General features: G+C 42.1%; 15 protein-coding genes and 1 riboswitch. Of the genes, 1 reads left to right on the top strand and 14 read right to left on the bottom strand.

Going from position 1 to position 25,166, the window contains the following annotated elements; all coding sequences use genetic code 11:
* Positions 1-13: 13 nt before the first annotated feature.
* The 5 genes from AC0UMU_RS01910 to AC0UMU_RS01890 form a co-directional block, all read right to left on the bottom strand.
* Positions 14-199, bottom strand: a complete 186-nt coding sequence (locus AC0UMU_RS01910) for a hypothetical protein (RefSeq protein WP_278715792.1) — start codon at positions 197-199, stop codon at positions 14-16.
* An 800-nt stretch (positions 200-999) separates the two neighbouring features.
* Complete coding sequence (locus AC0UMU_RS01905; RefSeq protein ID WP_278715789.1) at positions 1,000-2,142, bottom strand: DUF5074 domain-containing protein; 1,143 nt, start codon at positions 2,140-2,142, stop codon at positions 1,000-1,002.
* A gap of 12 nt (positions 2,143-2,154) precedes the next feature.
* The gene (locus AC0UMU_RS01900; protein WP_278715787.1) at positions 2,155-4,182 is read right to left on the bottom strand and encodes a TonB-dependent receptor; all 2,028 of its coding nucleotides are present in this window, start codon (positions 4,180-4,182) and stop codon (positions 2,155-2,157) included.
* Between the two features lie 45 nt (positions 4,183-4,227).
* Positions 4,228-4,427: riboswitch (cobalamin riboswitch) on the bottom strand.
* A gap of 134 nt (positions 4,428-4,561) precedes the next feature.
* Positions 4,562-5,785 (bottom strand): sugar MFS transporter, encoded by a 1,224-nt coding sequence (locus tag AC0UMU_RS01895; RefSeq protein WP_278715784.1) that lies wholly within the window; start codon positions 5,783-5,785, stop codon positions 4,562-4,564.
* Positions 5,786-5,942: 157 nt separating this feature from the next.
* Positions 5,943-7,844, bottom strand: a complete 1,902-nt coding sequence (locus AC0UMU_RS01890) for a portal protein (protein ID WP_278715782.1) — start codon at positions 7,842-7,844, stop codon at positions 5,943-5,945.
* A gap of 248 nt (positions 7,845-8,092) precedes the next feature.
* Here AC0UMU_RS01890 and AC0UMU_RS01885 point away from each other — a divergent pair, with 248 nt between their 5' ends.
* The gene (locus AC0UMU_RS01885; protein ID WP_278715779.1) at positions 8,093-10,681 is read left to right on the top strand and encodes a hypothetical protein; all 2,589 of its coding nucleotides are present in this window, start codon (positions 8,093-8,095) and stop codon (positions 10,679-10,681) included.
* 51 nt (positions 10,682-10,732) lie between these two features.
* On the opposite strand, the gene AC0UMU_RS01880 is transcribed toward AC0UMU_RS01885, so the two are convergent.
* From AC0UMU_RS01880 to infB, 9 genes are all read right to left on the bottom strand, one after another.
* Complete coding sequence (locus AC0UMU_RS01880; protein ID WP_278715777.1) at positions 10,733-12,148, bottom strand: efflux transporter outer membrane subunit; 1,416 nt, start codon at positions 12,146-12,148, stop codon at positions 10,733-10,735.
* Entirely contained in the window at positions 12,145-15,252 is a 3,108-nt protein-coding gene (locus AC0UMU_RS01875; protein ID WP_278715775.1) for an efflux RND transporter permease subunit, read from the bottom strand. The genes AC0UMU_RS01880 and AC0UMU_RS01875 overlap by 4 nt, the downstream gene beginning before the upstream one ends.
* Positions 15,249-16,421, bottom strand: coding sequence for an efflux RND transporter periplasmic adaptor subunit (locus tag AC0UMU_RS01870; RefSeq protein ID WP_423767135.1), 1,173 nt, complete (start codon positions 16,419-16,421; stop codon positions 15,249-15,251). The genes AC0UMU_RS01875 and AC0UMU_RS01870 overlap by 4 nt, the downstream gene beginning before the upstream one ends.
* A gap of 203 nt (positions 16,422-16,624) precedes the next feature.
* Positions 16,625-17,839 (bottom strand): aminotransferase class V-fold PLP-dependent enzyme, encoded by a 1,215-nt coding sequence (locus AC0UMU_RS01865; RefSeq protein WP_278715771.1) that lies wholly within the window; start codon positions 17,837-17,839, stop codon positions 16,625-16,627.
* 21 nt (positions 17,840-17,860) lie between these two features.
* Entirely contained in the window at positions 17,861-19,204 is a 1,344-nt protein-coding gene (gene sufD / locus AC0UMU_RS01860) for a Fe-S cluster assembly protein SufD (protein WP_288640534.1), read from the bottom strand.
* A gap of 36 nt (positions 19,205-19,240) precedes the next feature.
* Entirely contained in the window at positions 19,241-19,999 is a 759-nt protein-coding gene (gene sufC, locus AC0UMU_RS01855) for a Fe-S cluster assembly ATPase SufC (RefSeq protein WP_009319031.1), read from the bottom strand.
* 39 nt (positions 20,000-20,038) lie between these two features.
* The gene (gene sufB / locus AC0UMU_RS01850) at positions 20,039-21,490 is read right to left on the bottom strand and encodes a Fe-S cluster assembly protein SufB (RefSeq protein WP_022391092.1); all 1,452 of its coding nucleotides are present in this window, start codon (positions 21,488-21,490) and stop codon (positions 20,039-20,041) included.
* Entirely contained in the window at positions 21,471-22,109 is a 639-nt protein-coding gene (locus AC0UMU_RS01845) for a CvpA family protein (RefSeq protein WP_009319029.1), read from the bottom strand. Before AC0UMU_RS01845 ends, sufB begins: the two co-directional genes overlap by 20 nt.
* A 145-nt stretch (positions 22,110-22,254) precedes the next feature.
* Positions 22,255-25,152, bottom strand: a complete 2,898-nt coding sequence (infB, locus tag AC0UMU_RS01840) for a translation initiation factor IF-2 (protein ID WP_288640539.1) — start codon at positions 25,150-25,152, stop codon at positions 22,255-22,257.
* Positions 25,153-25,166 lie beyond the last annotated feature (14 nt).

Genomic DNA, 25,166 nt, shown 5'->3' with positions numbered 1-25,166 from the left:
ATTATTCTAATCGTTAGTGTTCTACACAAACTTTACCATCTATCTCTGTCACTTCATTGTTTTTAAGCATTTGTTCATATACATTGCGAAGTGAAGAAATTATATTCTCACCAGTACGTTTAAACCCAAATTCTCTGGCAGTTACGATGAATAAATCTTCAGGTGTAATACCAAAACTATGCTGAGCGATTGTTTTCATAGCTAATGCCAACTCCTCGTCGCAAATGTATGTGATAGAGCGTATATAATCATCATCGGGATTAGGAACGCGTACTTTTACATCTGTAAGGTTCTTTATCCAAACAAAATCATTATTATCTTCTGTAATCCTTCCATTTAGGTGATTACGGAAGATATATCTTACTTCATCAGGTGGAAATAGATTGAAAATTCAGTTTAGTTTAGTCTATTAACCTATATATGCTAAACCAAAGTAAACTAAATTTAGGTAGGCATATTTGCCTTTCCATGTGCCTATGACTTGATAGAAATAGTTAACTTTGCAGGGACCAAAAACTCCAATGGCGAAATACTTCTTGGGTCGAGGTTGCTCCTTTCTTTTTTGGCTGCATAATTCATCAATACACAACCAAACGATATTCTTCCGATAAGTGTAGATAGTTGGAGAAATGGCTTTCAACAACATTTTTGTGAGACCAAGTGCAAAGAATGAAATCAAGTGCAAAGTAAAAATCGAAGAATCTCCTAAAATACCGATTTTATTTCTGTGTTGTTTTTTTAATAAGTAAATATAGATTCTATTGTATTGATATACATATATTATACATGATGTAAATAACATTCTCCAGATTATTTTTACGCTTTCTTTCGGTCTGTCTTCCTGTTTTCATTCAGATATTCCGTATTATCCCCCGCAAAACTCAAAAGAAATTTTCAAAATCTATTTGTCTAAAATTTAAATAGGCTCTTATAGAAATATTTTTATTATCCGTTTAAATGGGCTTCTTACCGATTAAGCAATATAAATTCATTATATTGTTAATTATCTGTTGTTTGAGTTTCTAACACAAATGCAATGTTCGATGGAATTTCTCCGGCTATTTCTTCCCATTTCTTTTTGCCGTCTGGAGAGAAACAGTAAACTTTTCCCGGTGTGATGAAATCTTTGGCATCTGTGACGAATATTTCTTTGCTGATAGGATTTACCGCGATACCGTATGGCATATCTATCCGGGTATCGGTTCCGTCCGATATGAAATTTCGGGTAAGGATTTTGTGAGTGCGGGTGTCTATGATTCCGTAAACACTTTCTGCATATCCTGTAATATAATTGAATTCTTTTGCAAGAATGTATAGGGAGTCTCCGGATATACACATATTGTTGACAGGTATCGATAAAGGACCTTCTACTTCGTCCGTACGACTGTTTATCATATAAAGATCGGACTTCCCGTCATAATAGTCTCCTCTGGACGAGACATAAATGTAACCGTAACGATCTGCCTTCATCCGGTGCAGGTTTACCGCAACATCTATTTTTTTTATTTCGGTAAATGTATTCAGGTCGATTACCGAAACCGTATGATCCATTTCTCCGGTCGAAACGCACATCGAATTTGCCACATATAATTTATCTCCGATGATGACCATCTCCTCCGGTTGCGACCCTACGGCAACTCTCTTTTCGACTTGTAAAGAGGCGGTATCTATTTGGGCAACATATCCTTGTCTGGCGTATAAATCGCTTCCGTCTATACTGGCATACGATGATACGTATGCTTTGTTTTTGTGGAAAACGATATAGCGGCAACTCGGAATTTGGATCATACCGATGTGTTTTGTCGTTTTCAGGTCTGTAACTTCTATAAAATTAGAACAGTTAATTACGGCATATAGTCTGTTTCCGTATATCTGCAGGTCATTGCCGACATCTCCCAATTCTTTGACTACAGTCGGATTTCTCTCTGCATATATGTTCAGATAATAGGTATTATTGGTGTAGTCGAAATAGTCGAGAGTAGCCATATTATTACCTTTATTTCCTTCGTTGAGCAGATAGAATCCCGAACTTACGGTGATTTCTCGTGGAGCGGGAACAGGCTCATCGCCCCGGCAGCTTGTCAGTAACAAAAATATAAGTGGAAAGATACGGTAAATATTTTGCATATTCATTCGTTTCATAAAATTATCCGGTTAAAGTGTAACATTCAATATCAGTTTGAAATTAGTGCCGGGCATGGGATAAGAACGCACGACTTCATATTGTTGGTTAAATAAGTTGTTGATTTCGGCGGTTATTCTTATTCCGGTTTTGTGCCATCGGAGATTTTTCGATAGAGATAAATCGCTTGTGTACCATGGAAGAACGTAGTTTTCTTCGGTATTGGCTCTCGAAGCATATCGTTCTCCGGTATATATGAAACTGTAATTCAGTTCCCAGTTTCTGTATCCGGCATTGATGACTGCCGATCCGTTATGCAGGGGGACATACGGAATTTGTCCTTTGTAATAAAGATCGTCGGTAGAAGTGTAGTCCTGTGCCTTCTGGTAGGTGTAATTTATGCGGGTGTCGATGTTCCATTGTGTCCCGAATCGCCATCCTGCATTGGCGGCAATGTCGATTCCCTTAATTTTTACTTTTCCTAAGTTGACCATTGTCCAGCGGAAAAAATTGGATGTCGGCATTGCGACGATTTTGTCCCGCACCTGGTTGTAGTACCCGTCTGCTTGTATCTCCAATATGCATAATATTCCGTTGAAGCTTTTGCTGTATGTAACACCGACATTATATTGAGTCGTATATTCGGGGTTTAGCTTTACATTGCCGATAAATGTATAGTATAAATCGTTCAGAGTCGGCATTCGGAAGATCTTTTTATAGAAAGCCCTTATATCTAATCCGATATGTTTCCATGGACGGTAAGATGCAATAATTGTCGGGGTATATTGCGGTTTGTGTGAGGCCGGTACGACTGCAGAAGATGTGGTTTCTTTTGTGAAAGTCCCCAACAGACTTGCCTGTAATTTTACCGGCTCCATTTCAAAAGAAGAAGCTATCGCTATCAATCCCGAGTAACGTCTCGGATAGGCAAAATTGATCAAATCGGCGTTTAGTTTGTTCCATTGAAAATCTGTCGATAAACTGATGTTCCAGAAATCGAATATAGAATACATTTGGGCTGCCGATAAGTAAACTTCTTGTTGCCGGTAATGATTGTTTGTGTACATGACAGAGGCGTCTTTTCTCGGATCTGCTAAATAATGGAGATAATCATAAGCGTATTTACTGCTGATTAAAAGATGATAACGTTCTGCAAAACTTTTTCGGAATGACGATTGTACGAAAAAGTTCGAGTCCCATTGCCGGTCTTCATTGGAAAATTTGTTCCTGACAACAGCACCCGGATAACCCCGTTCCGAATTATAGAAGTAGAGTTTTGTTTTCCAGTTGCCGTCTTTTATTTTTCCGAAAAGACCGGTTTCTATCCGTAAAGCGTTTACATCTCCGTTGTGCCGTACGGCAGTAGTGTCATATCCTCCTTCTTTACGGTACGTAAATTTATATCGTCCCGTGGTATAGAGGTATTCACCGCTTACCGATCCGCTTATATTCTCGCTCAGCTTTTGTTCCCAAAGAATTGCCGGATTAACCGTTCCGAACGAACCGGTTTTGAATGTTGCTTTCAGATTATATTTTTTGCCTTCCTCAAAACGTGGAGTTCTGGATTGCAGATAAACCGAACCTGCCGAACTGAAATCTTTTGCCGGTTGAAAGATACTGCTTTTCTGTCCGTTGTATAAGGTGATCGCTTCCATATTGTCTAATGAGAAACGTCCCAGGTCGATTGTCCCGTTCTGAGCATTGCCCAATTGGATACCGTCATAAAATACACCCACATGATTTGTTCCCATGCTTCGGATGTTGACGGTCTTCAGTCCGCCGATTCCGCCATAGTCTTTTATCTGTACTCCCGAGAAATATCGGATCGCATCTGCGACAGAATGCACGCTGAGTCTTTCTAATTGCTTGCCTGAAAGCGTTTGTGCCGGAACTACATCTCTGTTTATCGTTTTTCCGGTGAATACGACTTCTTTTAGTTGGTAGGTTTTTGTCGTATCGATTTTGGCGGTCGTTTGTCCGGATATGCGAATCGGCAGAATAATCCACCATAAGATTATCCCGTACAATAAAGCAGGGTTGCAAAATCGGAAATTACGCATTCGCTGAAATTTTTTTGTATTGCCGGTCTCATCCTCGCAAGAAACGGCATTTTGTGTGTATGGCAGGTCTTCTGACTTATCTCTGTGGGCAAACGCCTTCCCGAATAATTCTATTCAGTGGCAGGGGATAGTTTGCCGCAAATATAGGAGAATTACAGCAGCGGGACTGTTCCCGACTTTCACGGGATTCCCTTTTCATCGATATCCTGTTGCAGGCATCTCGAACCAATACGGGGACAAAGATAAGAAGAATTATTGAGAATCTGTCTAATTTTCTGACTGTTCGCTCTGCGCCTGTCTAAATTTTGTTCGGGTTGGCTTGAGAATTTCTTTATCCGAAAACTTAAACAAGCTTGGGCGATAATAGTCGTATTCTTATTTACGAGCGATAACCTTTGGCTGCAAAAAACAGAATATACATAAAAGCAACGAACGGGACGATGAATCCGACAGCCATGTTATTCTCTCCGATCAATCCCATGAGCATAGGACTGAAAGCTCCTCCTGCTACACCCATAACGATATATGACGAAGCTTTTTTGGTAAGAGTTCCCATGTTCGAAAGCCCGAGTGCGAAAATCGTAGGGAACATGATCGACATAAAAAAGAAGGTCGTGTATAGGGCATATAATGATATTCTTCCCAGAGCGAGAATTACCAGAAGCATGCATACGGATGAAATCAAAGAGAATAGGACAAGCAGTTTATTGGGCATAGTCCATTTCATCAGCATACTCCCCGAAAGCCTTCCTACCATGAATAAAGTCATTCCACCGAAAGCTAGAAACCTCGATGCCTTTTCAGGATCGATACTCGGGTCTTGTTCGGTAACGTAATTGATAAAGAAACTGAATATGCCGGTTTGGGCGGCACAGTAGGCAAACTGAGCTATTACGGCAAGTACGAAATGGCGGTGCTTCCAAATCGATTTGTCCGGAATATTTTCCGTAACCGGAGTCCTTTCATCATCTTCCTTGATTTCGGGAAGCTTCGTAAAGAAAAATAAAATACCTATTACCAGAACGATGCTGCCCACAAGAATATAGGGTTTGGTAAGAGCGGAGGAGTCTCCTTCGGGAGTACCGAAAATCAGAGCACCTCCGACCAGAGGACCGAGTATCCAGCCCAGACCGTTGAATGATTGGGACAAATTTATTCTTTGTGCGGCCGATTCTTTAGGGCCTAAAACCGTTGAGTAGGGATTTGCTGCTGTTTCCAGAATACATAAACCGCACGCAATTATGAATAACGCGATCAGAAACGGAGTAGAAGAGTGCATGAGTGCTGCCGGGATAAAAGAAAATGCTCCGGTTGCAAAAAGTAATAAACCCAGAATGATGCCTTTTTTATATCCGTATTTTTTCATGAAGATTCCTGCAGGAATAGCCATAAGGAAATAAGCGATATAAGTCGAGAATTGTACTAATCCCGATTCTGCTTTTGTCATGGTAAATGCAAGTTGAAAATGCTTGTTCAGCACGTCCAGCAATCCGTGAGCAAATCCCCATAACAAGAACAAACTGGTGACCAAAGTAAACGGGACGAGATAAGATCGGCCGTCCGGTGTTCTGAAAATAGTTGTATTATCAAATTTGTTTTTCATGATCGATATTCAGTAATATCAAAATAATCCCTTTAATTTTAGTCGGTAAATATACAAATTTTTTTAGAATTTCGATAGGTCGGGATTTATGGCTGTTTTTATTTTAGCCTGTATGGATTTTGCTCGGATCAAGTCCAAGTAAAATCCATATAGAGTCCTAAATGTTTTCTGTTTTTTTGAGCGGTAGAGTATCTTTAGAATTTTGTTGTTGAGTCTCTTGTTTTAATTTATTTATACTCTGTAACAAGCGGTCGGAAAATGGAAATGAACCGTTTTCGAGGAGCATTTCCAAAGAAATCTGTCCCATTCGGAACAGTTCCAGCAAAAACTCGTTCGATGCTACCCGGTATGCCGGAGAGGAAACGGATTCGGTGATGGATATATCGAATTCTGCGTTACGGACTTTATCCGGAGATGCGAGTATTTGTCCTTCGGTAGCTTTATCTCCCGCAATTTCTAAATACCGGGTTTCGTTATAAAACTGCTGGATGGTTTTCATCATTTTCGTATCTCGGTCTTCCCGAAAAGTTTTATAAGATTCGAACAGGTCGATAAGATTCAGACTTGCATTTTGGGTTTGTTGTGCATAAAGGGAGGCGGGAGTTCCCGATGCAGCGGTTTTTCCTTGCATAGCGCCATGTACGCCAGAGATATCTTCTAACAGTCGCATTTGCAGGTTTAGAAGTTCATAAGCACCTACGTTGGTCGAATTTACGGCAATTTGTTGAGGAAGGGGCGCTCCCGGTTTCGGTTTGAATAAAATGATTCCGTTATATCGTGTCCATTCCTCAGCTACATCTTCGATCGTCATCCCGTCGGGAATTTGATCTTCCGGGAAAAGCAATACGCCTTTGGCACTCGATCCCATGATAAAATCAACCAATGTAATCAGTCGGTTTATATATCGTTGCTGGTCGATGATGTCTTCGACAAAAGAGTGAATTTCTCCGTCGATAAGCGGATAAAGCCGCATGCTGTAAGGGTGTTCTCCGTGCCAGTACGGGGTCTCTCCTTCATCCAAAATGTCTCCGAAAGGGGAGAAAAAGCGATAATACCAAAACTGGTCGATAAACCATTCGGTGCGGATCAGCGGTACGTCTTTACTGTCGATCCCTGCTTTTCCGGCGTCGAAGATTCTTTTTCTGTTTTCCGCTTCGATGGCCGGTAAACGGTCTATTTCTTCTTTATAAAGTTTTCCGTTCAAAGTATCATGGCATTTTAACCGTTCACGATTTTCGAGCCTCCATATTTCTATTACCCGGCAGAGGTGGTCTTCTCCGGGAATCAGAAAGTCGAGATTGTCGATCCGCTCCGTGGTCAGGTTTGAATATTGACGGTACAGTTCTTCTTGATTGGCATTACTGTAAATTTCCCGGAGACGGGAAGCCCGTTTGCGAGAGCCTCCCGAAAAATTGGATAAGATTGTTGCGATAGGTACATCATGCAATTCTCCTATCATTGTGCAATCCCAATGTCGTATATCTTCCATATTGTTGAAGAAAATTCGGTTCGGGTTTATTTCGTTGATCCATACATCCGTTTTATTTCGCCTTTTGCCGTAAACTATTTTGTGAAAGCAGCTTCCCGAGATCAAAAATTCTTCGAGAGTTCTGCCGTCGATTTCCCACATTCGGTTATGTTGATAAACATATTCGAGGGCTATGCTCATCAGTTCTCCTAATTGTTGTTCGTTCCGGTCTCTGGAGATGCATACCGGTTGAGTCTGAGTGCTTCGGAATTGTCCGATGACGTTCTTTACCAGTTGACGGATCAGATTGTTTTTTAAGGGGACTTTCCCTTGTTCTTTCAAATATTGCTCTTCGGTTATCGTTCTTCCGTCCGGTAACGTTACTTTATCGCTCCATTGTTGTCCGAATGTATATTTTCTGTTTCGTTTGCGACGCCTGCGGTATGGTTCTATATTTTCCCATGCCTTTTTTGCCGTCCATAAAATTTCGTATTGAGAACGGTCGAATGTTTCGTCTTCTTTTTCTTTTCTCTTTTCCTGTTTCGGCATTAACCGTTTGTTGTTAAAGATTTTGTAATTGCAGTCATTCATAATGATTTTTATTTTACGGTTATAAGTCGGAGAGTCTGTTTCAGTCCTTTTTTTGTATTGGAGTATTATAAAGAATTTTAAACAGACTCTGGATTTACTTTCTCGATTGCAAAAAAAATATTGAATCGTTCTGGTTTTATGCGATAATTATAAAATCTTGCCTGAACGAATTCTTTTTTATAAATATCCCACGAGCCGGCATGTTCTCTATTCTATTTTTACCGAAAAAGAAATTGAAAGATAATATTATGCAACAGAACAGATTACAAATTAAGGGCATGTCGCATCAGTTACCTCCGGCAATGTGTGGCGACGGGGAGTGTAGCCGGATCGTGAACTTGAGATGCCGGGACGGTATTTGGGAAGCTGTCGGCGAACCCCGCTTATTATATACTCCGGAAGAAACTTCCCGTAAAGTCATATTTTTGCATTGTAACGAAGCCTATAAGCATTATATTTCGTATGACGGCACGAATCTTTATTTTGAGGCGGAGGAAAAGGATGGAGAGGTCTTTCCGACGGGATTGGAGGCATTGTGTGAGATCTCCGGACTGTCGAGAATAGAGTCGGTCGGAAATACGCTTGTTGTAATTACCGATACAGAAATATTTTATTTACTGTACAGAAACGGAATTTATGAGATATTGGGGACACGTCCGGATATGCCCGAAATATCGTTTTATTTGGGAGGAAGTATTCAGAGTACCGAGATCTTCGATACTTATACCTTGAAGGTAGAGACTCGGGATGACGGAGTTTGTCGTCTTTCCGATACAGACAAGAGGGCGTTTATTTCTTGGATATATGGTACGTATAGTAAATGTAAGAGTAAATTGCTGTCGGACGGTTATTTCGCCCATCCTTTTTTGGTGAGGTATGCACTCCGAATGTATGACGGTTCTTATATTCTTCCGTCCCCGCCTGTCGTCATGTTACAATCGGATAAAGCCGATACGTTGAATAATATTGAAGCACTTTGCGAGCTGGAAGACGGATATTTGAGGCGATTTGTCGAAAATAAGTTCAATTTAAGGGGAGAGTCGCTTTATTATAATATCGGCAAGTGCGATTTATCGAAATGGTCGGATATTGTTACCGGGATAGATGTGTTTATTTCAAAAGAGATACCGGTAGTCAAGCAGGTTGCCATGACAGAAAATGACTATCGGTATGAGATACGGAATATTGGAGGTAAACAGACTCGGATTATTATTTTCGATGTGCCGCAATTGACAGAGGAGGAGGTCAGACGGAGGCTGTCGGAAGAGGTTGTATTCTTTAAAGTGGCATCCTTTTCCGGAAAGGAACAGATTGCACAACCCTTTTCATTGGAATATAATTGTGATTTGAATAATCTCGAACAACAAGATGTATTGCCTTTGGATAATTTTTCTCATCATCGTATTACGGCGAAGACCTCTTATGTGTATAACGGGAGATTACATTTGGGAGGAATATCTATGTACTATTCCAGCGGTTTTCCCCTTTCGGTCTTTGCGTTGACACAGAATCGTTATAATGGGGTAGACTTAATCGATATCGATGTGCAACGGGGATATATCGAAGTGTACATGAACGGTTCTGACGGGGAGAGGCGTCTGGTAAATTCTTTTGAGTCTCGTATGTCTCTTAAAGGTCTTTCGGCTATGATTTCTTATCCTGACAGCCGAGCATATAAGATGAAAGTGAGGATATGCGATGATGCCGGAGGAAAACAATATGGAATAACGGTCGATTTGAAATCTTCTCAAGATCAGAATATGGCTTATTATGTTTCTCCGGATTTAAAACCTATTACTTTTTCTGAAATATCCGAACCTGATGAAGGCAAGATTCCGGAAGAGATAAATGCTGTGGAGCATACTCCCAATAAGTTGAGAGTATCGCAAATAAATAATCCTTTTGTATTTCCTCAAGAGTTTACTTATATTTTATCGGGAGGAGAGATTACCGACTTAGCGGCTGCTACGGCAGCCTTGTCACAAGGTCAGTATGGAGAGTTTCCGTTATATGTGTTTACGACAGAAGGTATATGGGTTTTGCAGCAGGGGAGTGAGGGAGTCCTTTACAGCAATCAACATCCTGTAAATCGGGAGGTCTGTTTGTCTTCGAATCTGATTGTTCCGATAGATAATGCTGTCGTTTATCTTTCCGAACAAGGGGTTATGGCTTTACAGGGGGCAGAGTCCAACTTACTTTCTCCTGTGTTCGGCGGAGTTCCGGATGCACTTCCTCAAGATTCGTCCGATGGTGATTCTATATCGTTATCGGAGGATTTTGTCCCGTTTAGAAAGTATATCCAAGGGAAATGTACCGCCGGGTATAACTATATCCGGCAGGAAATTATTTTCTTGAATGCCGATTATCGTTTTTGCTATGTATTGGGATTATCTTTTTCGAGTTGGTACTGTCGTATTGTTGATTGGAAATATTTATATAATCTCTACCCGGGTTTGCTTGTCGGAGATAAAAGCGGTAGGTTGTATGATTTGTGCTCCGAAGTTCAATCGGATATGCAAATAAGTGTGATAACCCGACCTATAAAATTGTTGCCCGATATTTATAAACGTGTTTCTCACATTGCATTACGTTGTTCGGTACAAAGGGCTGATTTGGTTTGTAAGGTGTGGGGTACACAAGAGGCAGAAGGACGTTATTCGTTACTTTATCGTTTTCGTATTGCCGGAGATGTGTCGGGGCAAATACGAATGCGTCCGCTTTCGCCTCCTTTCAAGTATCATCGGATAGCGTGGTGCGGAACGGTCTCTTCCGATGCTCATTTCGATGTAATTGATTTAGGTTTCGATCCGGTATCTTCGGGTAAGAAATTACGTTAGAAAACAAAATCTGCCGGAAAATTTTTCTTCCGGCAGATTTTGTTCGATAAATTATTGCTTAGTCTCTTCTTTATCGAATGGAGATAAGTTGTCCCATCCTCCTCCTAATGCTTTGTAGAGATAAACGACAGCAATCTGTTCATCTCTTATGGCATTGCTAAGACCTGTTTGTGCAGAAAAAAATCCTCGTTGTGCATCTAATACGTCGAGATAGTTGATGACCCCGTTAATATATTGTAGTTGGGCCAGTTCTACATATCCTTTTGATGCTTCGTAAAGATTTTTTTTCAGGATACGGGCTTCTTTTACCTTGTTAAAGTTTACAATTGCATTTTTTGTTTCTTGAAAAGCTGTCAGAACCGATTTTTCGTATCGATAACAAGTCTGTCTGAATACCTCTTTCTGAGCCTTATGCTTTGCGATGTTTTTTCCAGCGCCGAAAATGGGAGAAAGTAATGTCCCTCCGATAAATCCGTAAGGAGAACGTAAAAAATCATTCAGAGAAGAGCTTTCTATCCCGTAAGTAGCTGTGAGAGTTAATTTCGGAAACATGTTCGTAAAGGCGACACCGACTTGGGCATGCGCCGCAATTAACTCTTGCTCGGCTTGTCTCAGATCGGGACGCCGCTCCAAAAGGGTCGAGGGTAATCCTACAGGCAATTGTTCGGGCAAATAGATATCGGGATTCATTTTTGCCCGGGTAATAACAGCTTCATATTCTCCGACAAGCAACGACAAGTCGTTTTCTTTTTGAGAAATCTTGTTTTCCAGTTCCGGTACTAATGTCGCTGTACGGGCAAGTTCTACTTGAGCCTGACGAAAAGACGTTTCCGAAGTCAATCCCCCTTCAAAACGGATTCTCGCCAGATCGAGACCTTTTTCCCATGTATCCAGTGTCTGTCGGACGATGTCCAGCTCGTTGTCCAATGCAACCAGTTCGTAATAGTATTGTGCGACTTGTGCGATCATCGACATTTGTAAAGCACGTCTTGCTTCTACCGATGCGAGATATTCGGCAATACTTTCAGCTCGTGCCCAACGTAGATTCCCCCATAAATCGATTTCCCATGATAGGGAGAGTTTTCCCTCAAACGAATCATCGTTGATGGGGTTATTTCCTCCGTCATTCGTATGTTCCCGTTCAGGATGTATAGCCGCATTTATGGTAGGGAATAAATCTCCGGTAGCTATTCTTTTTCTATATGCCAATTCTTTTATACGGGACGCTGCGATCAGCATGTCTTTGTTATTATCGAGAGCCTTTTGTATAAGAGACTGCAATAAAGTGTCCGTATATATAGTTTTCCAATCCTGATCGGCCAGAGTTGACGAGTCGGAATGTTGTTCCGTAATTCTTTCGGGCAGGTGTAATTCCGGACGACTGTATTTTTTCCCTATTTTGCAGGAATAGAGTCCGGTCATTATCAGAATAACGAATACTATGTATATTTTGGATACTATTTTCATGACCATTTTTCTTTGATTGACGCTTTGAGTTTATATATTAAAGTAAAGAAAAAGGGAACGAGGATAATGCCGAATGTGATGGAAAATATCATTCCGAAAAAGACACCTGTTCCGATAGATTGCCGACTTGCCGAGCCCGGTCCGCTTGCCAATACCATCGGGAGCATACCCAAGATGAAAGCGAAAGAGGTCATGACGATGGGGCGGAATCGTTGACGTGCTGCATGAATGGCGGCATATATGATGTCGGCACCCTTATCTACTTGAATTTTTGCGAACTCGACTACCAGAATCGCATTTTTAGCAGCTAACCCGATCAACATGACGAGTCCTATCTGGAAGTAGATGTCGTTTTCCATTCCGCAGACCCATATTCCTAAATAAGCTCCGAAAGCTGCTACGGGGAGAGATAACAGTACCGAAATAGGGACTAACCAGCTTTCGTATTGTGCTGCCAGAAACAAGAATACGAACAAGAAAACGAGGGCCATTATCATGCCTGTTTTACCATCTGCTTTTTTCTCTTGAAACGAGAGTCCGCTCCATTCGATTCCGATATTGGCGGGCAAGTGTTGTTGCGCTATTTCTTCCATGATTTCCATCACCTGCCCCGAACTGTATCCTTGTGCCGCTGCTCCTCGGATAATGGCCGTGTTGAACATATTGAATCGTTTGATGCTTCCCGGGCCGGTCGTGTAATCGGTCGTTCCGAGAGCGGTGAGAGGAACCATAGCTCCGTTACTTCCGCGTACGAAGAATAAGTTGATGTTGTCTTTATGAGCTCGATAAGGAGCTTCAGCCTGAATATATACTTTATAAATACGGTTGAACATGTTGAAGTCGTTGACGTATACCGACCCCGTATAAGCTTTCATCGTGGAGAAAATGTCGGTTAGCGGTACTCCCAGTATGCGGGCTTTGTCCCGGTCTACATCGAAATAGAGTTGCGGAATTTCCGATTGCATAGAAGAGGATAGTCCTGTCAGTTCTTTCCGTTGCGAAGCGTAATGCATCAACGTGTCTGTGGCTTGTATGAGATTCTGAAACGTTGCATCTCCCCGTGCTTCGAGTTGCATTTCGAATCCTCCGGAAGATCCGAGACCTGGAATGACCGGAGGAGTACTTAGAAATACTTTGGATTCGGGATATTGGGAAAATTCTTCTCGTACGGTTTCCATGATTTGTTCTACACCTACACCTTCTCTCTCTTCCCAAGGTTTAAGGATTACCGTGAGTTCGCTTCGCGATTGGTTGCTCCCTACTCGAGGACTGCTTCCGGTGACATTCTGTACGTATGCGACATACGGATTCTCCAGCAGATAGGAGACTGCTCTTTCGGTGACTTTTCGGGTACGTTCGAGAGTCGCACCTTCAGGAAGTTCCAATTCTACTTTGAAATAACCTTGATCTTCTTGCGGCATAAAACTGGTGGGAATAAAACGGGAAATGACGAACATGATGACCAGCATGATTCCGAATCCGGACAATATTCTTCTCGGATTCATCATCGCTTTTTGTATGAGGTTGGAATATTTCCTGTTTCCGGTAACCAACCAGTGGTTTATATATCGGAATAGAATGTGTTTTTTCTTTTTCTTGTCGCTCGGTTTTAACAGCAGAGCGCACATTGCCGGGCTTAATGTCAAGGCCACGACTGTCGATATGAGTACCGATACGACAATGGTTACCGTAAATTGCCGGTAAAGTTGTCCGGTGATGCCGCTAAGAAAACTTACGGGAATAAATACGGCACAAAGTACCAACGATGTCGCAATCAGAGCACTTGTCAGTCCGTTCATCGCTTTTTTTGTCGCCTCGTATGCACCGATATGTTCTTCTTCCATAATTCGTTCTACATTTTCCACGACGACAATGGCGTCATCGACCACGATACCGATGGCGAGGATAAGACCGAGCATGGTCAGAAGGTTTAAAGAAAAACCGAATATCAGCATAAATCCGAAAGTTCCGATTAATGAGATCGGTACGGCAATTACCGGGATAAGGGTCGCACGCCAGTTCTGTAATGATAAAAATACGACGAGAATAACCAATCCCAATGCTTCGAACAATGTTTTATAGACTTCGTGAATCGATTGAGAAATATAAGTCGTCATATCGAACGGTATTTCGTAGCTCATGCCTTCCGGAAAGTTCTTGCTGATTTCTTTCATGGCATCTTTTACTGCTTGTGCAACCTCTATCGCATTTGCTCCGGGAAGCATGTATATTCCTAATACGGCGGCATTCTCACCGTTGATACCGCTTTCGGTATTGTATGAAGAGGCTTCTAAGGAAACTCTGGCGACATCTTTTAACCGGATAAGAGAGCCGTCAGGATTGGCCCGGATGACAATATCCTCGAATTGCCCTACGGATGATAATCTCCCCTGGGTAGTGATAGGTATCGTTATGTCCAGTCCCGTCACAGGTTGCTGACCTAAGACACCGGCAGCCGATTCCCGATTCTGATCTTTCAGTGCGGTTTGCAGGTCTTGTACCGTTAATCCGAAGTTTGCAAGACGGTCGGGTTGTACCCATATTTGCATGGCATAGTAGCGGCTTCCGATATTCGATACTCTGCCGACACCCTCGATTCGACGTAATAAGTCGAGTACGTTGATCGTTGCGAAATTGCTTAGGTATATTTCATCGAATTTCGGGTCGTTCGATGTAAGACAAATCGTCATCAATTGGCTGGCCGCCTGCTTTTCTACAGATATTCCGTTTTGTATGACTTCTGCCGGTAGTCGCGATTCTGCCAGTTTTATTCTGTTCTGTATTTCTACGGCAGCAAGATCGGCATCGGTAGAAACATCGAAAGTCACAGTGGCGGAGAATCCTCCCGAGTTGGAACTGCTCGATTCCATATAAAGCATTCCCGGAGTTCCGTTTAATTCTTGTTCGATAGGTGTAGCTACCGCTTGTGACACGGTCGTTGCGCTCGCTCCCGGATAGGATGCGCTTATTTTTACCACCGGAGGAGTAATTTGCGGATATTGGTCTATCGGTAACAAGAAAAGCCCGATAAGCCCGACGATAACGATGACTAAGGACAGAACGATCGATAAGACGGGGCGGTCGATAAAAAATTCGCTTTTCATGATTCGCTCCTTTCTTCCGGTGTTTCAGGCTTGATGGCTTCGGTGACCGGTTTGACTTTTATGCCCGGAGTTAATTTGTGGTAACCTTCGGTAACGATCTTCTCGCCTGTGGCAAGACCTCGTTCTACAACCATTTTGTTTCCGATTTCCGGGCCTATTTCTATGAATCGTTTTTCTACGGTAGAGTCTTTGCGCATAACGAAGATATAAGCTCCTCCTTTTTCTAAAATTACAGCTTTGTTGGGAACAACGATGGCATCTTCACGGACATCGAGCAATAGTTTTACTTTGGTGAATTGTCCCGGCAGCAATATCTGTTCAGGATTAGGCATCTCTGCCCGCACGGAAAATGTTCCGGTTTGCGGGTCTACTTGCGGCTCGGCAAAATCTACCAAACCTTTTTGCGGATATATCGAGTTATCTGCGAGCGTAATCGTTATATAAGGCTGCCACGTGCGGGAGGTGTCCCGTTGTCCCAGATTGACATTTCTCTCTTTACTGCGCAAGTAATCCAAGGCAGTCATGCTGAAATCGACTAATACCGTATCGCTTTTGACAATGGTCGCCAATAGAGACTTTCCTCCCGGACCGACTAATGTTCCTACATCGACATGACGTTCGCTTATTCGTCCGGAAAGGGGAGAATGAACTGCCGTATATCCCAGTTCCATTTCGGCTTGCGACAGATCGGCCTCGGTCATGTTTACCGAAGCTGCCGCACTTTCGTATGCGGCAATTGCATTGTCGAGGTCTAAGCGGCTTGCCGCATTTTGAGCGTATAAGGGTTGTATGCGTTCTAAGTCGCGTTTAGCTTTCAGTGCTTGAGCTTTATCTTTGGTAAGCTGGGCTTTTACTTTATCGACTTTTGCTTTGTATTGGTCGGGATTGATAATAAATAATAGTTGGTTTTTAGGGACATAAGTACCTTCTTCGAAGAGCATTTTTTCAAGGTAGCCTTCTACTCGTGCACGAACTTCGACGAACTGTTGTGCTCGAATGCGTCCTACATATTCTCCGTAGATTTCGACATCGTCTGTCGTTACGGTCTCTATGACTACCGTAGGTTCAGAGGCCGCTGTTTTTGGGGGACGGCTTAGGAAGTAATAGACGATTCCGATGACGATAATCCCGATAATAATGATCAGAACCTTTTTTCGATTAAACTCCATTTTGGCGATTGACTCTACAAATTTTTTCATATATAGTTTTTCAAATGATTCAAATAACTGAATATATAACAATATCCGTGCAAAAAAGCAGGTATATTTATCATTTTATTGAAAATAGGGTATCTGATACCCTATTTCGGTCTTAGTAAAAAAACAAGGGTGTAGATATTTTCTACATCCTTGTTGAATTTTTATATATCAGATCAAAACATTTTTGCAACACGGTCTACGGCTGCAACGAATGCGTCGGCCTCTTCTTTAGTATTATAAACAGCAAAAGATGCGCGAAGTACACCTTCCACACCTAAAGCCTGCATCAACGGTTGGGCGCAATGATGTCCTGTCCGGGTAGCAAAACCGAGTTTGTCAAGTAACATTCCCATATCATAATGATGAATATCTTTTACAAGAAACGAGATAACAGCACTCTTTTCATGTGCAGTTCCGAAAATTCTCATGCCGTCTATCTGCATCAATTGTCCGGTTGTATAACGAAGCAGGTCTTGTTCGTGTGCTGCGATATTCTCTATCCCGATGCTTTCGATATAATCGAGGGCTGTCGCAAAAGCCATTGTTCCGATATAGTCGGGAGTTCCGGCCTCGAATTTATAAGGCAGTTCGTTGAATGTCGTTTTTTCGAAAGAAACATGCGAGATCATTTCGCCTCCACCCTGATAGGGAGGCATGACGTTCAACCATTTTTCTTTACCGTATAATACTCCGATTCCGGTAGGACCATACATTTTATGAGCTGATAAAACATAAAAATCGACATCCAGATCTTGCACGTCTATCCGAGTGTGAGGAGCAGCTTGTGCTCCGTCCAGCAAGACGGGCACATCGTGCGAATGCGATATTGAAATTATTTCTTTTATGGGATTTACAGTTCCTAAAACATTAGAGATATGTGAGAGTGATACGAGTTTTGTCTTTTCATTGAATAATGAGCGGAAAACGTCCATCTTCAGTTCTCCGTTTTCATCGATAGGCACGACTCTCAATATAATTTTTTTCTGGTTTTGAAGTAATTGCCACGGAACGATATTGGCATGATGTTCCATTTCCGACAATATTATTTCATCTCCGTCTTTCAGAAAAGCGTCTCCGAACGAGCTTGCGACCAGGTTTATAGATTCGGTAGTTCCACGAGTAAAAATAATTTCGTAGTCGTGTGCTGCATGCAAATATTGCTGCACTCTTTTTCGTGCATTCTCGTGACCTTCGGTAGCTTCCTGGCTTAAAAAATGCACACCTCGGTGTACGTTTGCATTGATCCGGTCATATCCGTCTCTGATCGTATCGACGACACATTCGGGAGTTTGAGAGGTTGCAGCATTGTCAAAATAAACCAATGGTTTCCCATATACTTTTTGTTTGAGTATAGGAAAGTCATTTCGTATTTTTTGAATGTCTAACATAATTGTATGATCTCCTTTATTTTATTGACAGATATTACATCCTGCACATTTGTCGAGTTCTCCGCGAAATCTTTTTTCTACCAATTGGCGCAATCGGTCTTTTAAGGCATCCATCCTGACGTTCTCGATTACATCGTTGGTAAAGGCGAACATCAACAGCATTCGTGCCTCAGCTTCGGGGATTCCCCGTGACCGGAGATAGAACAGCGCGTTTTCGTCTAATTGTCCTACGGTAGCGCCGTGACTGCATTTTACGTCATCTGCATATATTTCTAATTGCGGTTTCGTGTACATGTGGGCTTCTTTTGTCGCACAAAGATTCCGGTTGGTTTGATAAGCCGAGGTTTTCTGTGCGCCTTCCCGTACGAGAATGCGTCCGCTGAAAGAGCCTGTCGATGAATCGTTCAGAACATATTTGAACAGTTCATTACTGGTGCAGTGAGGAACGGCATGGTCGATGAACGTATGGTTATCTACCGATTGTTTTTTATCTGCTATCGCCATTCCGCACAAATGAGCTTCGGCATGTTCTCCGGAAAATGTCATCCGGTAATTGTTGCGAGTCGTGCCGTTATGAAGGGTAATACCGTTAATAAGGACGTTCGATTTTTCAGCTTGATCTACAAAAGTAGAGGTTATCCGGTTAGTGTTCAATGATGATTCTTCTATATCATAATAGTCGAATACCGCATTTTTACCGGCATAAATTTCGGTTACTTGCGATGACAAAAATTTCTTTTTATCCATCGTATGGTCACAAACCAGCAGACGAGCTTGTGCACCCTCTTCCAAAATGATCAACAGGCGGCGGTTTACCATAAAATCTGCGTCTCCCCGTAGTATATTGATCAGTTGTATCGGCTTTTCTATAATAACACCTTTCGGTACATAAAGAAAAAATCCGTCTTGTACGAATGCCGTATTTAATGCGACGATTCCATCGTTTCGGGTACAAGCCTGTTTCCCGTAATAACGCTGTACCAGATCGGGATGAGAACGAGCCATTTCGTTAAGACTTCCGATAAGAACTCCTTCGGGAAGTTTTATTTTAGGATTTTCTTTTGTATAAAAACTGTCATTGACTATAAAGTAAAGCAATGTACTGAGATTCGGAACATCGCATCGAAATACTTCGTAAGGGTTTACGGGTATCTCTAAACGGTTCAGATTCAATCCGTAATCGGGAGCGAACAGATCCGGAATGTTCGTGTGCTTATACTCTTCATCGTTTGGGGAGGGAAATCCTGTTTCCCGGAAATCGGACATCGCTTTTTCCCGCAATGCGTTAAGTATGGGAGAAGCATGATTGTCGATGAGTGAATGGTACTGGTCGTACAATTCTATATATTGTTTTTCTATATTCATGATGTACAATGATAATGAAACGTCTGATTAAAAGGATCAGATTTGTTTATCGACTTCTTTTTTGATCCAATCATATCCTTTTTCTTCCAACTCCAAGGCCAGTTCAGGACCGCCTGATTTTACGATACGACCTTTATAAAGCACGTGAACAAAATCCGGAGCGATATAATCGAGCAATCTTTGATAGTGAGTAATTACGATTGTCGCATTTTGATCTGATTTCAACTTATTCACGCCTTCTGCAACGATACGTAAGGCATCTATATCCAGTCCGCTGTCCGTTTCGTCCAGAATCGACAAACGAGGCTGAAGCATAGCCATTTGAAAAATTTCGTTTTTCTTTTTTTCTCCGCCGGAAAAGCCTTCGTTTACCGATCGGCTCGCCAGTTTGTTATCTAACTCTACGATTTCGCGTTTTTCGCGCATCATGCGCAGAAAGTCTGTTGCGGATAGAGGTTCTAAACCCTTATACTTGCGTTGTTCGTTTACAGCGGCACGCATGAAGTTCACCATGCTTACACCCGGTATTTCTACCGGATATTGGAAACTCAAGAAAATGCCTTCGTGTGAACGGTCTTCAGGAGAAAGAGATAGCAGGTCTTTTCCATAAAAATTTACACTTCCTTCGGTCACTTCAAAGGCCGGATTTCCTGCCAGAACCGAAGATAATGTACTTTTCCCCGATCCGTTAGGACCCATAATCGCATGAACTTCTCCGGGTTTTACCGTCAGGTTAATTCCCTTTAATATCTCTTTGCCGTTGATACTGGCATGTAAATCTTTAATATCTAACATCGTATGTCGTCTTTTTTATGTTCAAATTAAAATATTCAATTATCCAACCGAGCCTTCTAAGGAGATTTGTAAAAGTTTCTGGGCTTCGACAGCAAATTCCATCGGGAGCTTGTTCATCACCTCTTTGGCATAACCGTTTACAATCAGACCTACGGCATCTTCTGTCGGAATACCCCTTTGGTTGCAATAAAATATCTGATCTTCGCTGATCTTGGATGTAGTAGCTTCATGTTCTACGACTGCAGTATTGTTCTTTATGTCCATATACGGAAATGTGTGTGCTCCGCAATGAGAACTCAGCAATAAACTGTCGCATTGTGTATAATTACGGGCATTATCGGCACGAGGGGAAACTTTGACCAGTCCCCGATAGCTGTTTTGGCTGTATCCTGCAGAGATACCTTTGGAAACGATCGTGCTTCTTGTATTCTTTCCTAAATGGATCATTTTCGTTCCTGTATCTGCCTGTTGGTGGTTATTGGTAACGGCAACAGAATAAAATTCTCCGATCGAATTGTCTCCGGCAAGTATGCAACTCGGATATTTCCATGTAATGGCAGAGCCTGTTTCTACTTGTGTCCATGAGATTTTCGAATGGTCTCCTTTACACATGCCCCGTTTCGTTACAAAATTATAAATACCGCCTTTCCCGTTTTTATCACCGGGATACCAGTTCTGAACAGTAGAGTATTTTACTTCTGCACGGTCGTGGGCGATTATCTCTACTATTGCCGCATGCAGTTGGTTTTCGTCACGCATCGGAGCGGTACACCCTTCGAGATAGCTTACATAACTGTCGTCATCGGCTACGATTAAGGTGCGTTCGAATTGACCTGTATTGGCTGCGTTGATACGGAAATAGGTTGATAACTCCATCGGGCAGCGTACCCCTTTGGGAATATACACGAACGAACCGTCGCTGAATACGGCGGAGTTGAGCGCTGCAAAAAAATTGTCACGATAAGATACCACCGAACCCAGATATTTTTTTACTAAGTCGGGATAATCTTTGACTGCCTCGCTGAACGAACAGAAAATTACGCCCAGTTCGGCGAGTTTTTCCCGGAATGTCGTTTTTACCGAAACACTGTCCATGACAGCGTCGACGGCAATTCCTGAAAGTTTCATCTGTTCTTCTAAAGAGATTCCTAATTTGTTGAATGTCTTCAGTAACTCGGGATCTACTTCATCAAGGCTTTTCGGTCCTTCTTTTTTCTTCGGGGCTGCATAATAGCTGATTGCCTGGTAGTCGATAGAAGGAATGTCTAAATGTGCCCAATGCGGCATCTTCAATGTTTTCCAGTGTTCATAAGCCTTTAGTCTGAATTCGAGTAGCCATTCGGGTTCGCCTTTTTTTTGAGAGATAAGCCTGATTACATTTTCACATAATCCGGTAGGAATCACTTCCGTTTCTATATCGGTTACAAATCCGTATTTATAATCGTTGGATGTAACGTCGTTTAATATTTGATTAGGATCTTCTTGTTTCATATATATATTTTACATTTAGCCCATTATCGTTTATATCGGATAAAATGGGGATGTCGTAAGAATATCTTTTTAATAAACACACACTTATCTGTTTTGGTTTGTCTGTTTCTTTGTTTTTATTCTCGTTACGGAATGCTTGTTTAGATAAATCGAGAATAAAAGGAGCGACTTTTATTATTTCGGAATAAAAGTATGAATTTTCTTGCATTTTTGTATCTTTCGGATCTAACTCCTTGTGTAATAAATCATAAATATTCAGAACTGCACTGATTACAAGGATATATTTGAATCCGCAGAAAAGAACACCTGCCCATTTATCCGGAAGTCCGAGATGCAGCATCCGGGCAAAGCGTTGCATCAATCGGGTGATAAATTTGCAGGAGAAGAGAATAATCAGGAAAGTTACCAAATATGCGATTTTATGGTTGACGTATTCGGGAAACAGTTCTGTTTTATTCAATAGCAATCCCATGAAAGGAGATAACAGATTAGCCCCCAAAATAGCTAACAGTATTCCTCCCAAAGCTCCGATCTGACGAATAAGTCCTAAATGATAGCCTCGGAAAATACTGTACAAAATGAGTACGGCAATGACTATATCTATAATCTCGATTCTCATACTCCCTTTAAATCATTTGTCTCCGAACAGAAAAACACAGATGTCAAAAAGTTCCGGTTTGTCGGGTTACTTCTTTTACATCCGTGTTTGTATTCTTACTGCAAATAGGTAACCCGATTGTCTCGGTAATGCCTGTGCAGAGTTTTTACAGTGTCTTTTTTACTTCGACCTCTTCATACGCTTCGATCAAGTCACCTATCTTGATGTCGTTGTAGTTGGCGATGTTAAGACCGCATTCATATCCGGTAGCAACTTCTTTTACATCTTCTTTGAATCGCTTCAGAGAACCGAGATCTCCGGAGTAAATGACGATACCGTCACGGATGAGACGAATCTTGTTGGTACGTTTGATCTTACCTTCTTTGACCATACATCCGGCAACAGTTCCCACTTTTGTGATCTTGAAAGTTTCCCGTACTTCGACAGTCGCCGTAATTTCTTCCTTGATTTCCGGAGAAAGCATTCCTTCCATAGCGGATTTTACTTCCTCTATCGCATCGTAAATGATCGAGTAGAGTCGAATATCCACACCTTCTTTTTCTGCAAGACGACGGGCTGCCATAGACGGACGTACTTGGAATCCTATGATGATGGCATTCGATGCGGCGGCTAAGGTAATATCCGATTCAGAAATTTGTCCTACTGCTTTATGCAATACGTTTACCTGAATTTCTTCGGTCGATAATTTGATCAGAGAGTCGCTCAATGCCTCTACCGAACCATCAACGTCTCCTTTTACGATCACATTCAGTTCTTGGAAATTACCGATGGCAATACGTCTTCCTATATCATCGAGAGTCAGTAGCTTGTGTGTCCTCAATCCGAGTTCTCGCTGTAACTGTTCTCGCTTGTTTGCAATCTCACGCGCTTCTTGCTCGCTTTCCATTACGTGGAAAATATCTCCTGCTTGCGGAGCACCGTTCAAGCCTAAGATCAATGCGGGTGCAGACGGTCCGGCCTCATTGATCCGAGCATTTCGCTCATTGAACATGGCCTTGACACGACCGTGGTGTGTTCCTGCAAGAACAATATCTCCGGTGCGAAGAGTTCCGTTTTCTACCAATACGGTAGCTACATATCCTCGTCCTTTATCCAGAGTCGATTCGATTACCGAACCGGTAGCTCTACGGTCGGGGTTTGCTTTTAAGTCGAGCAACTCGGCTTCGAGTAGAACTTTTTCGAGCAGTTCGTGTACTCCTGTACCCTTTTTGGCCGAAATATCTTGAGACTGATATTTTCCACCCCATTCTTCGACAAGGTAGTTCATGTTGGCCAATTCTTCCTTGATCTTATCGGGATTGGCGTTGGGCTTATCGACTTTGTTAATGGCAAATACGATAGGTACTCCTGCTGCCGATGCGTGGTTGATTGCTTCGACGGTTTGCGGCATCACACTGTCGTCTGCAGCTACGATGATGATTGCGATGTCCGTAACTTTAGCTCCTCGTGCACGCATGGCAGTGAAAGCTTCGTGTCCGGGTGTATCCAAGAACGTGATTCTTCTACCGTCGCTCAATTTTACATTGTAAGCCCCGATATGCTGGGTGATACCTCCGGCTTCACCTGCGATGACATTCGCATTACGGATATAGTCGAGTAACGAGGTTTTTCCGTGATCGACATGTCCCATAACCGTGACGATCGGGGGACGGTGAGTCAAGTCTTCTTCGTTATCCTCTTCTACATTGATCGCTTCTACTACCTCTGCACTGACATATTCTGTCTTGAATCCGAACTCTTCTGCTACGATATTGATCGTTTCCGCATCGAGTCGTTGATTGATAGACACCATGATACCGATGCTCATACAAGTTGCGATAACGTTATTTACCGGTACGTTCATCATGACGGCCAGATCGTTAGCGGTAACGAACTCGGTCAGTTTCAGGATGCGGCTTTCTTCCATCTCCTGCTCTTCCAGTTCCTGAGCTTTGTTAGCAAAAGCTTCGCGTTTCTCTTTACGCCATTTTGCACTCTTTTTCTGTCCTTTGGTTGTCAGCCTGGCCAGTGTTTCCTTGATCTGTTTCTGTACATCCTCTTCACTGATTTCGGCTTTTACCGGTTTTTTCAGTTTCAACTTAGGACCTTTTGGGTTACCGTTGTTTCGAGATTGCGGATTTGTGGTCGGCGCATTCTTCTCAATATCGATTTTTTCTTTGCGGATACGTTTCCGTTTTTTGCGTTCCATATCCGTTTCTTGAGATTCGCCCGTTTTTGTGTCCGCAATAAGCGGCTTTTTCAGATCATTGCGCTGTTTATCTTTAGCTTCGCGCTCTTTCCTTTTCTCTTCTTTTGTTTTTTTCTTCGGACGAGTTTGCTGATTCAACGCTGAAAGATCTATTTTCCCGACAACATTGATATTCGTAGTCAGTTTAGGCCGGTTTAGCGTAAATATTTCGTCTTCTTTTGTTTCTTCGTTCATATGGATGGGTTCGTCGTCCTCTTCTTCTTCGGAATTCTCGTCAATATCGTTTTCTGAAACCAAATCTTCTTCCTCTTCTTCTTCGATATTTTCAGTTTGAGGTTCTTCTGTAATTTCGGGTTCTTTTATAGAAATTTGTTCTTCTTCCTGAATTTCCTTTTCGATCTCGTTATGATCTTGTACGGGTTCTTCAGTAACTGTTTTTTCCTCTTTGGCTGTTACGGTTTCTTCCGGTTCTTCTTTTTTAGGAGCTACCGGGCGGTATAGATTATCTAAATCTATCTTTCCGACTTGTTTGATTCTCGGCTTTAATTCTTCGTCTATGGTTGTCGCTATTTCCGTTTTTCCCGATTCATTGTCCGATGCGGGTTCTTCATAGCCTTCGAGAGCGACGGTTGCTTTGTTTTTGTCTTTATTATGACGCTCCTGGCTGATACGTTCCGATTCGATTTTCAGATTTTTATCCGTACTGAACTCTTTTACCAGCAGGGCATACTGTTCGTCACTGATTTTCGTATTGGGATTTGACTCAATAGAAAATCCTTTCTTTTGCAGGAAATCGACAGCTGTCTGAATTCCTACATTTAAATCTCTTGCTACTTTATTTAACCTTATCGTCATAATCGTTTTTTAGC

It is taken from the genome of Coprobacter fastidiosus (genome assembly GCF_982245605.1).
Note: the sequence above shows the minus strand (reverse complement) of the source record. Positions and strands in the feature narration are given on the sequence as shown.

Coding starts and splice junctions, on each gene's coding strand:
- AC0UMU_RS01905 (WP_278715789.1), bottom strand. CDS start 2,142: ATGAAACGAATGAATATGCAAAATATTTACCGTATCTTTCCACTTATA.
- AC0UMU_RS01845 (WP_009319029.1), bottom strand. CDS start 22,109: ATGAGAATCGAGATTATAGATATAGTCATTGCCGTACTCATTTTGTAC.
- AC0UMU_RS01865 (WP_278715771.1), bottom strand. CDS start 17,839: ATGTTAGACATTCAAAAAATACGAAATGACTTTCCTATACTCAAACAA.
- infB (WP_288640539.1), bottom strand. CDS start 25,152: ATGACGATAAGGTTAAATAAAGTAGCAAGAGATTTAAATGTAGGAATT.
- sufB (WP_022391092.1), bottom strand. CDS start 21,490: ATGAAACAAGAAGATCCTAATCAAATATTAAACGACGTTACATCCAAC.
- AC0UMU_RS01910 (WP_278715792.1), bottom strand. CDS start 199: ATGAAAACAATCGCTCAGCATAGTTTTGGTATTACACCTGAAGATTTA.
- sufD (WP_288640534.1), bottom strand. CDS start 19,204: ATGAATATAGAAAAACAATATATAGAATTGTACGACCAGTACCATTCA.
- AC0UMU_RS01885 (WP_278715779.1), top strand. CDS start 8,093: ATGCAACAGAACAGATTACAAATTAAGGGCATGTCGCATCAGTTACCT.
- AC0UMU_RS01890 (WP_278715782.1), bottom strand. CDS start 7,844: ATGAATGACTGCAATTACAAAATCTTTAACAACAAACGGTTAATGCCG.
- AC0UMU_RS01895 (WP_278715784.1), bottom strand. CDS start 5,785: ATGAAAAACAAATTTGATAATACAACTATTTTCAGAACACCGGACGGC.
- AC0UMU_RS01880 (WP_278715777.1), bottom strand. CDS start 12,148: ATGAAAATAGTATCCAAAATATACATAGTATTCGTTATTCTGATAATG.
- sufC (WP_009319031.1), bottom strand. CDS start 19,999: ATGTTAGATATTAAAGATTTACATGCCAGTATCAACGGCAAAGAGATA.
- AC0UMU_RS01870 (WP_423767135.1), bottom strand. CDS start 16,421: ATGGAGTTTAATCGAAAAAAGGTTCTGATCATTATTATCGGGATTATC.
- AC0UMU_RS01900 (WP_278715787.1), bottom strand. CDS start 4,182: ATGCGTAATTTCCGATTTTGCAACCCTGCTTTATTGTACGGGATAATC.
- AC0UMU_RS01875 (WP_278715775.1), bottom strand. CDS start 15,252: ATGAAAAGCGAATTTTTTATCGACCGCCCCGTCTTATCGATCGTTCTG.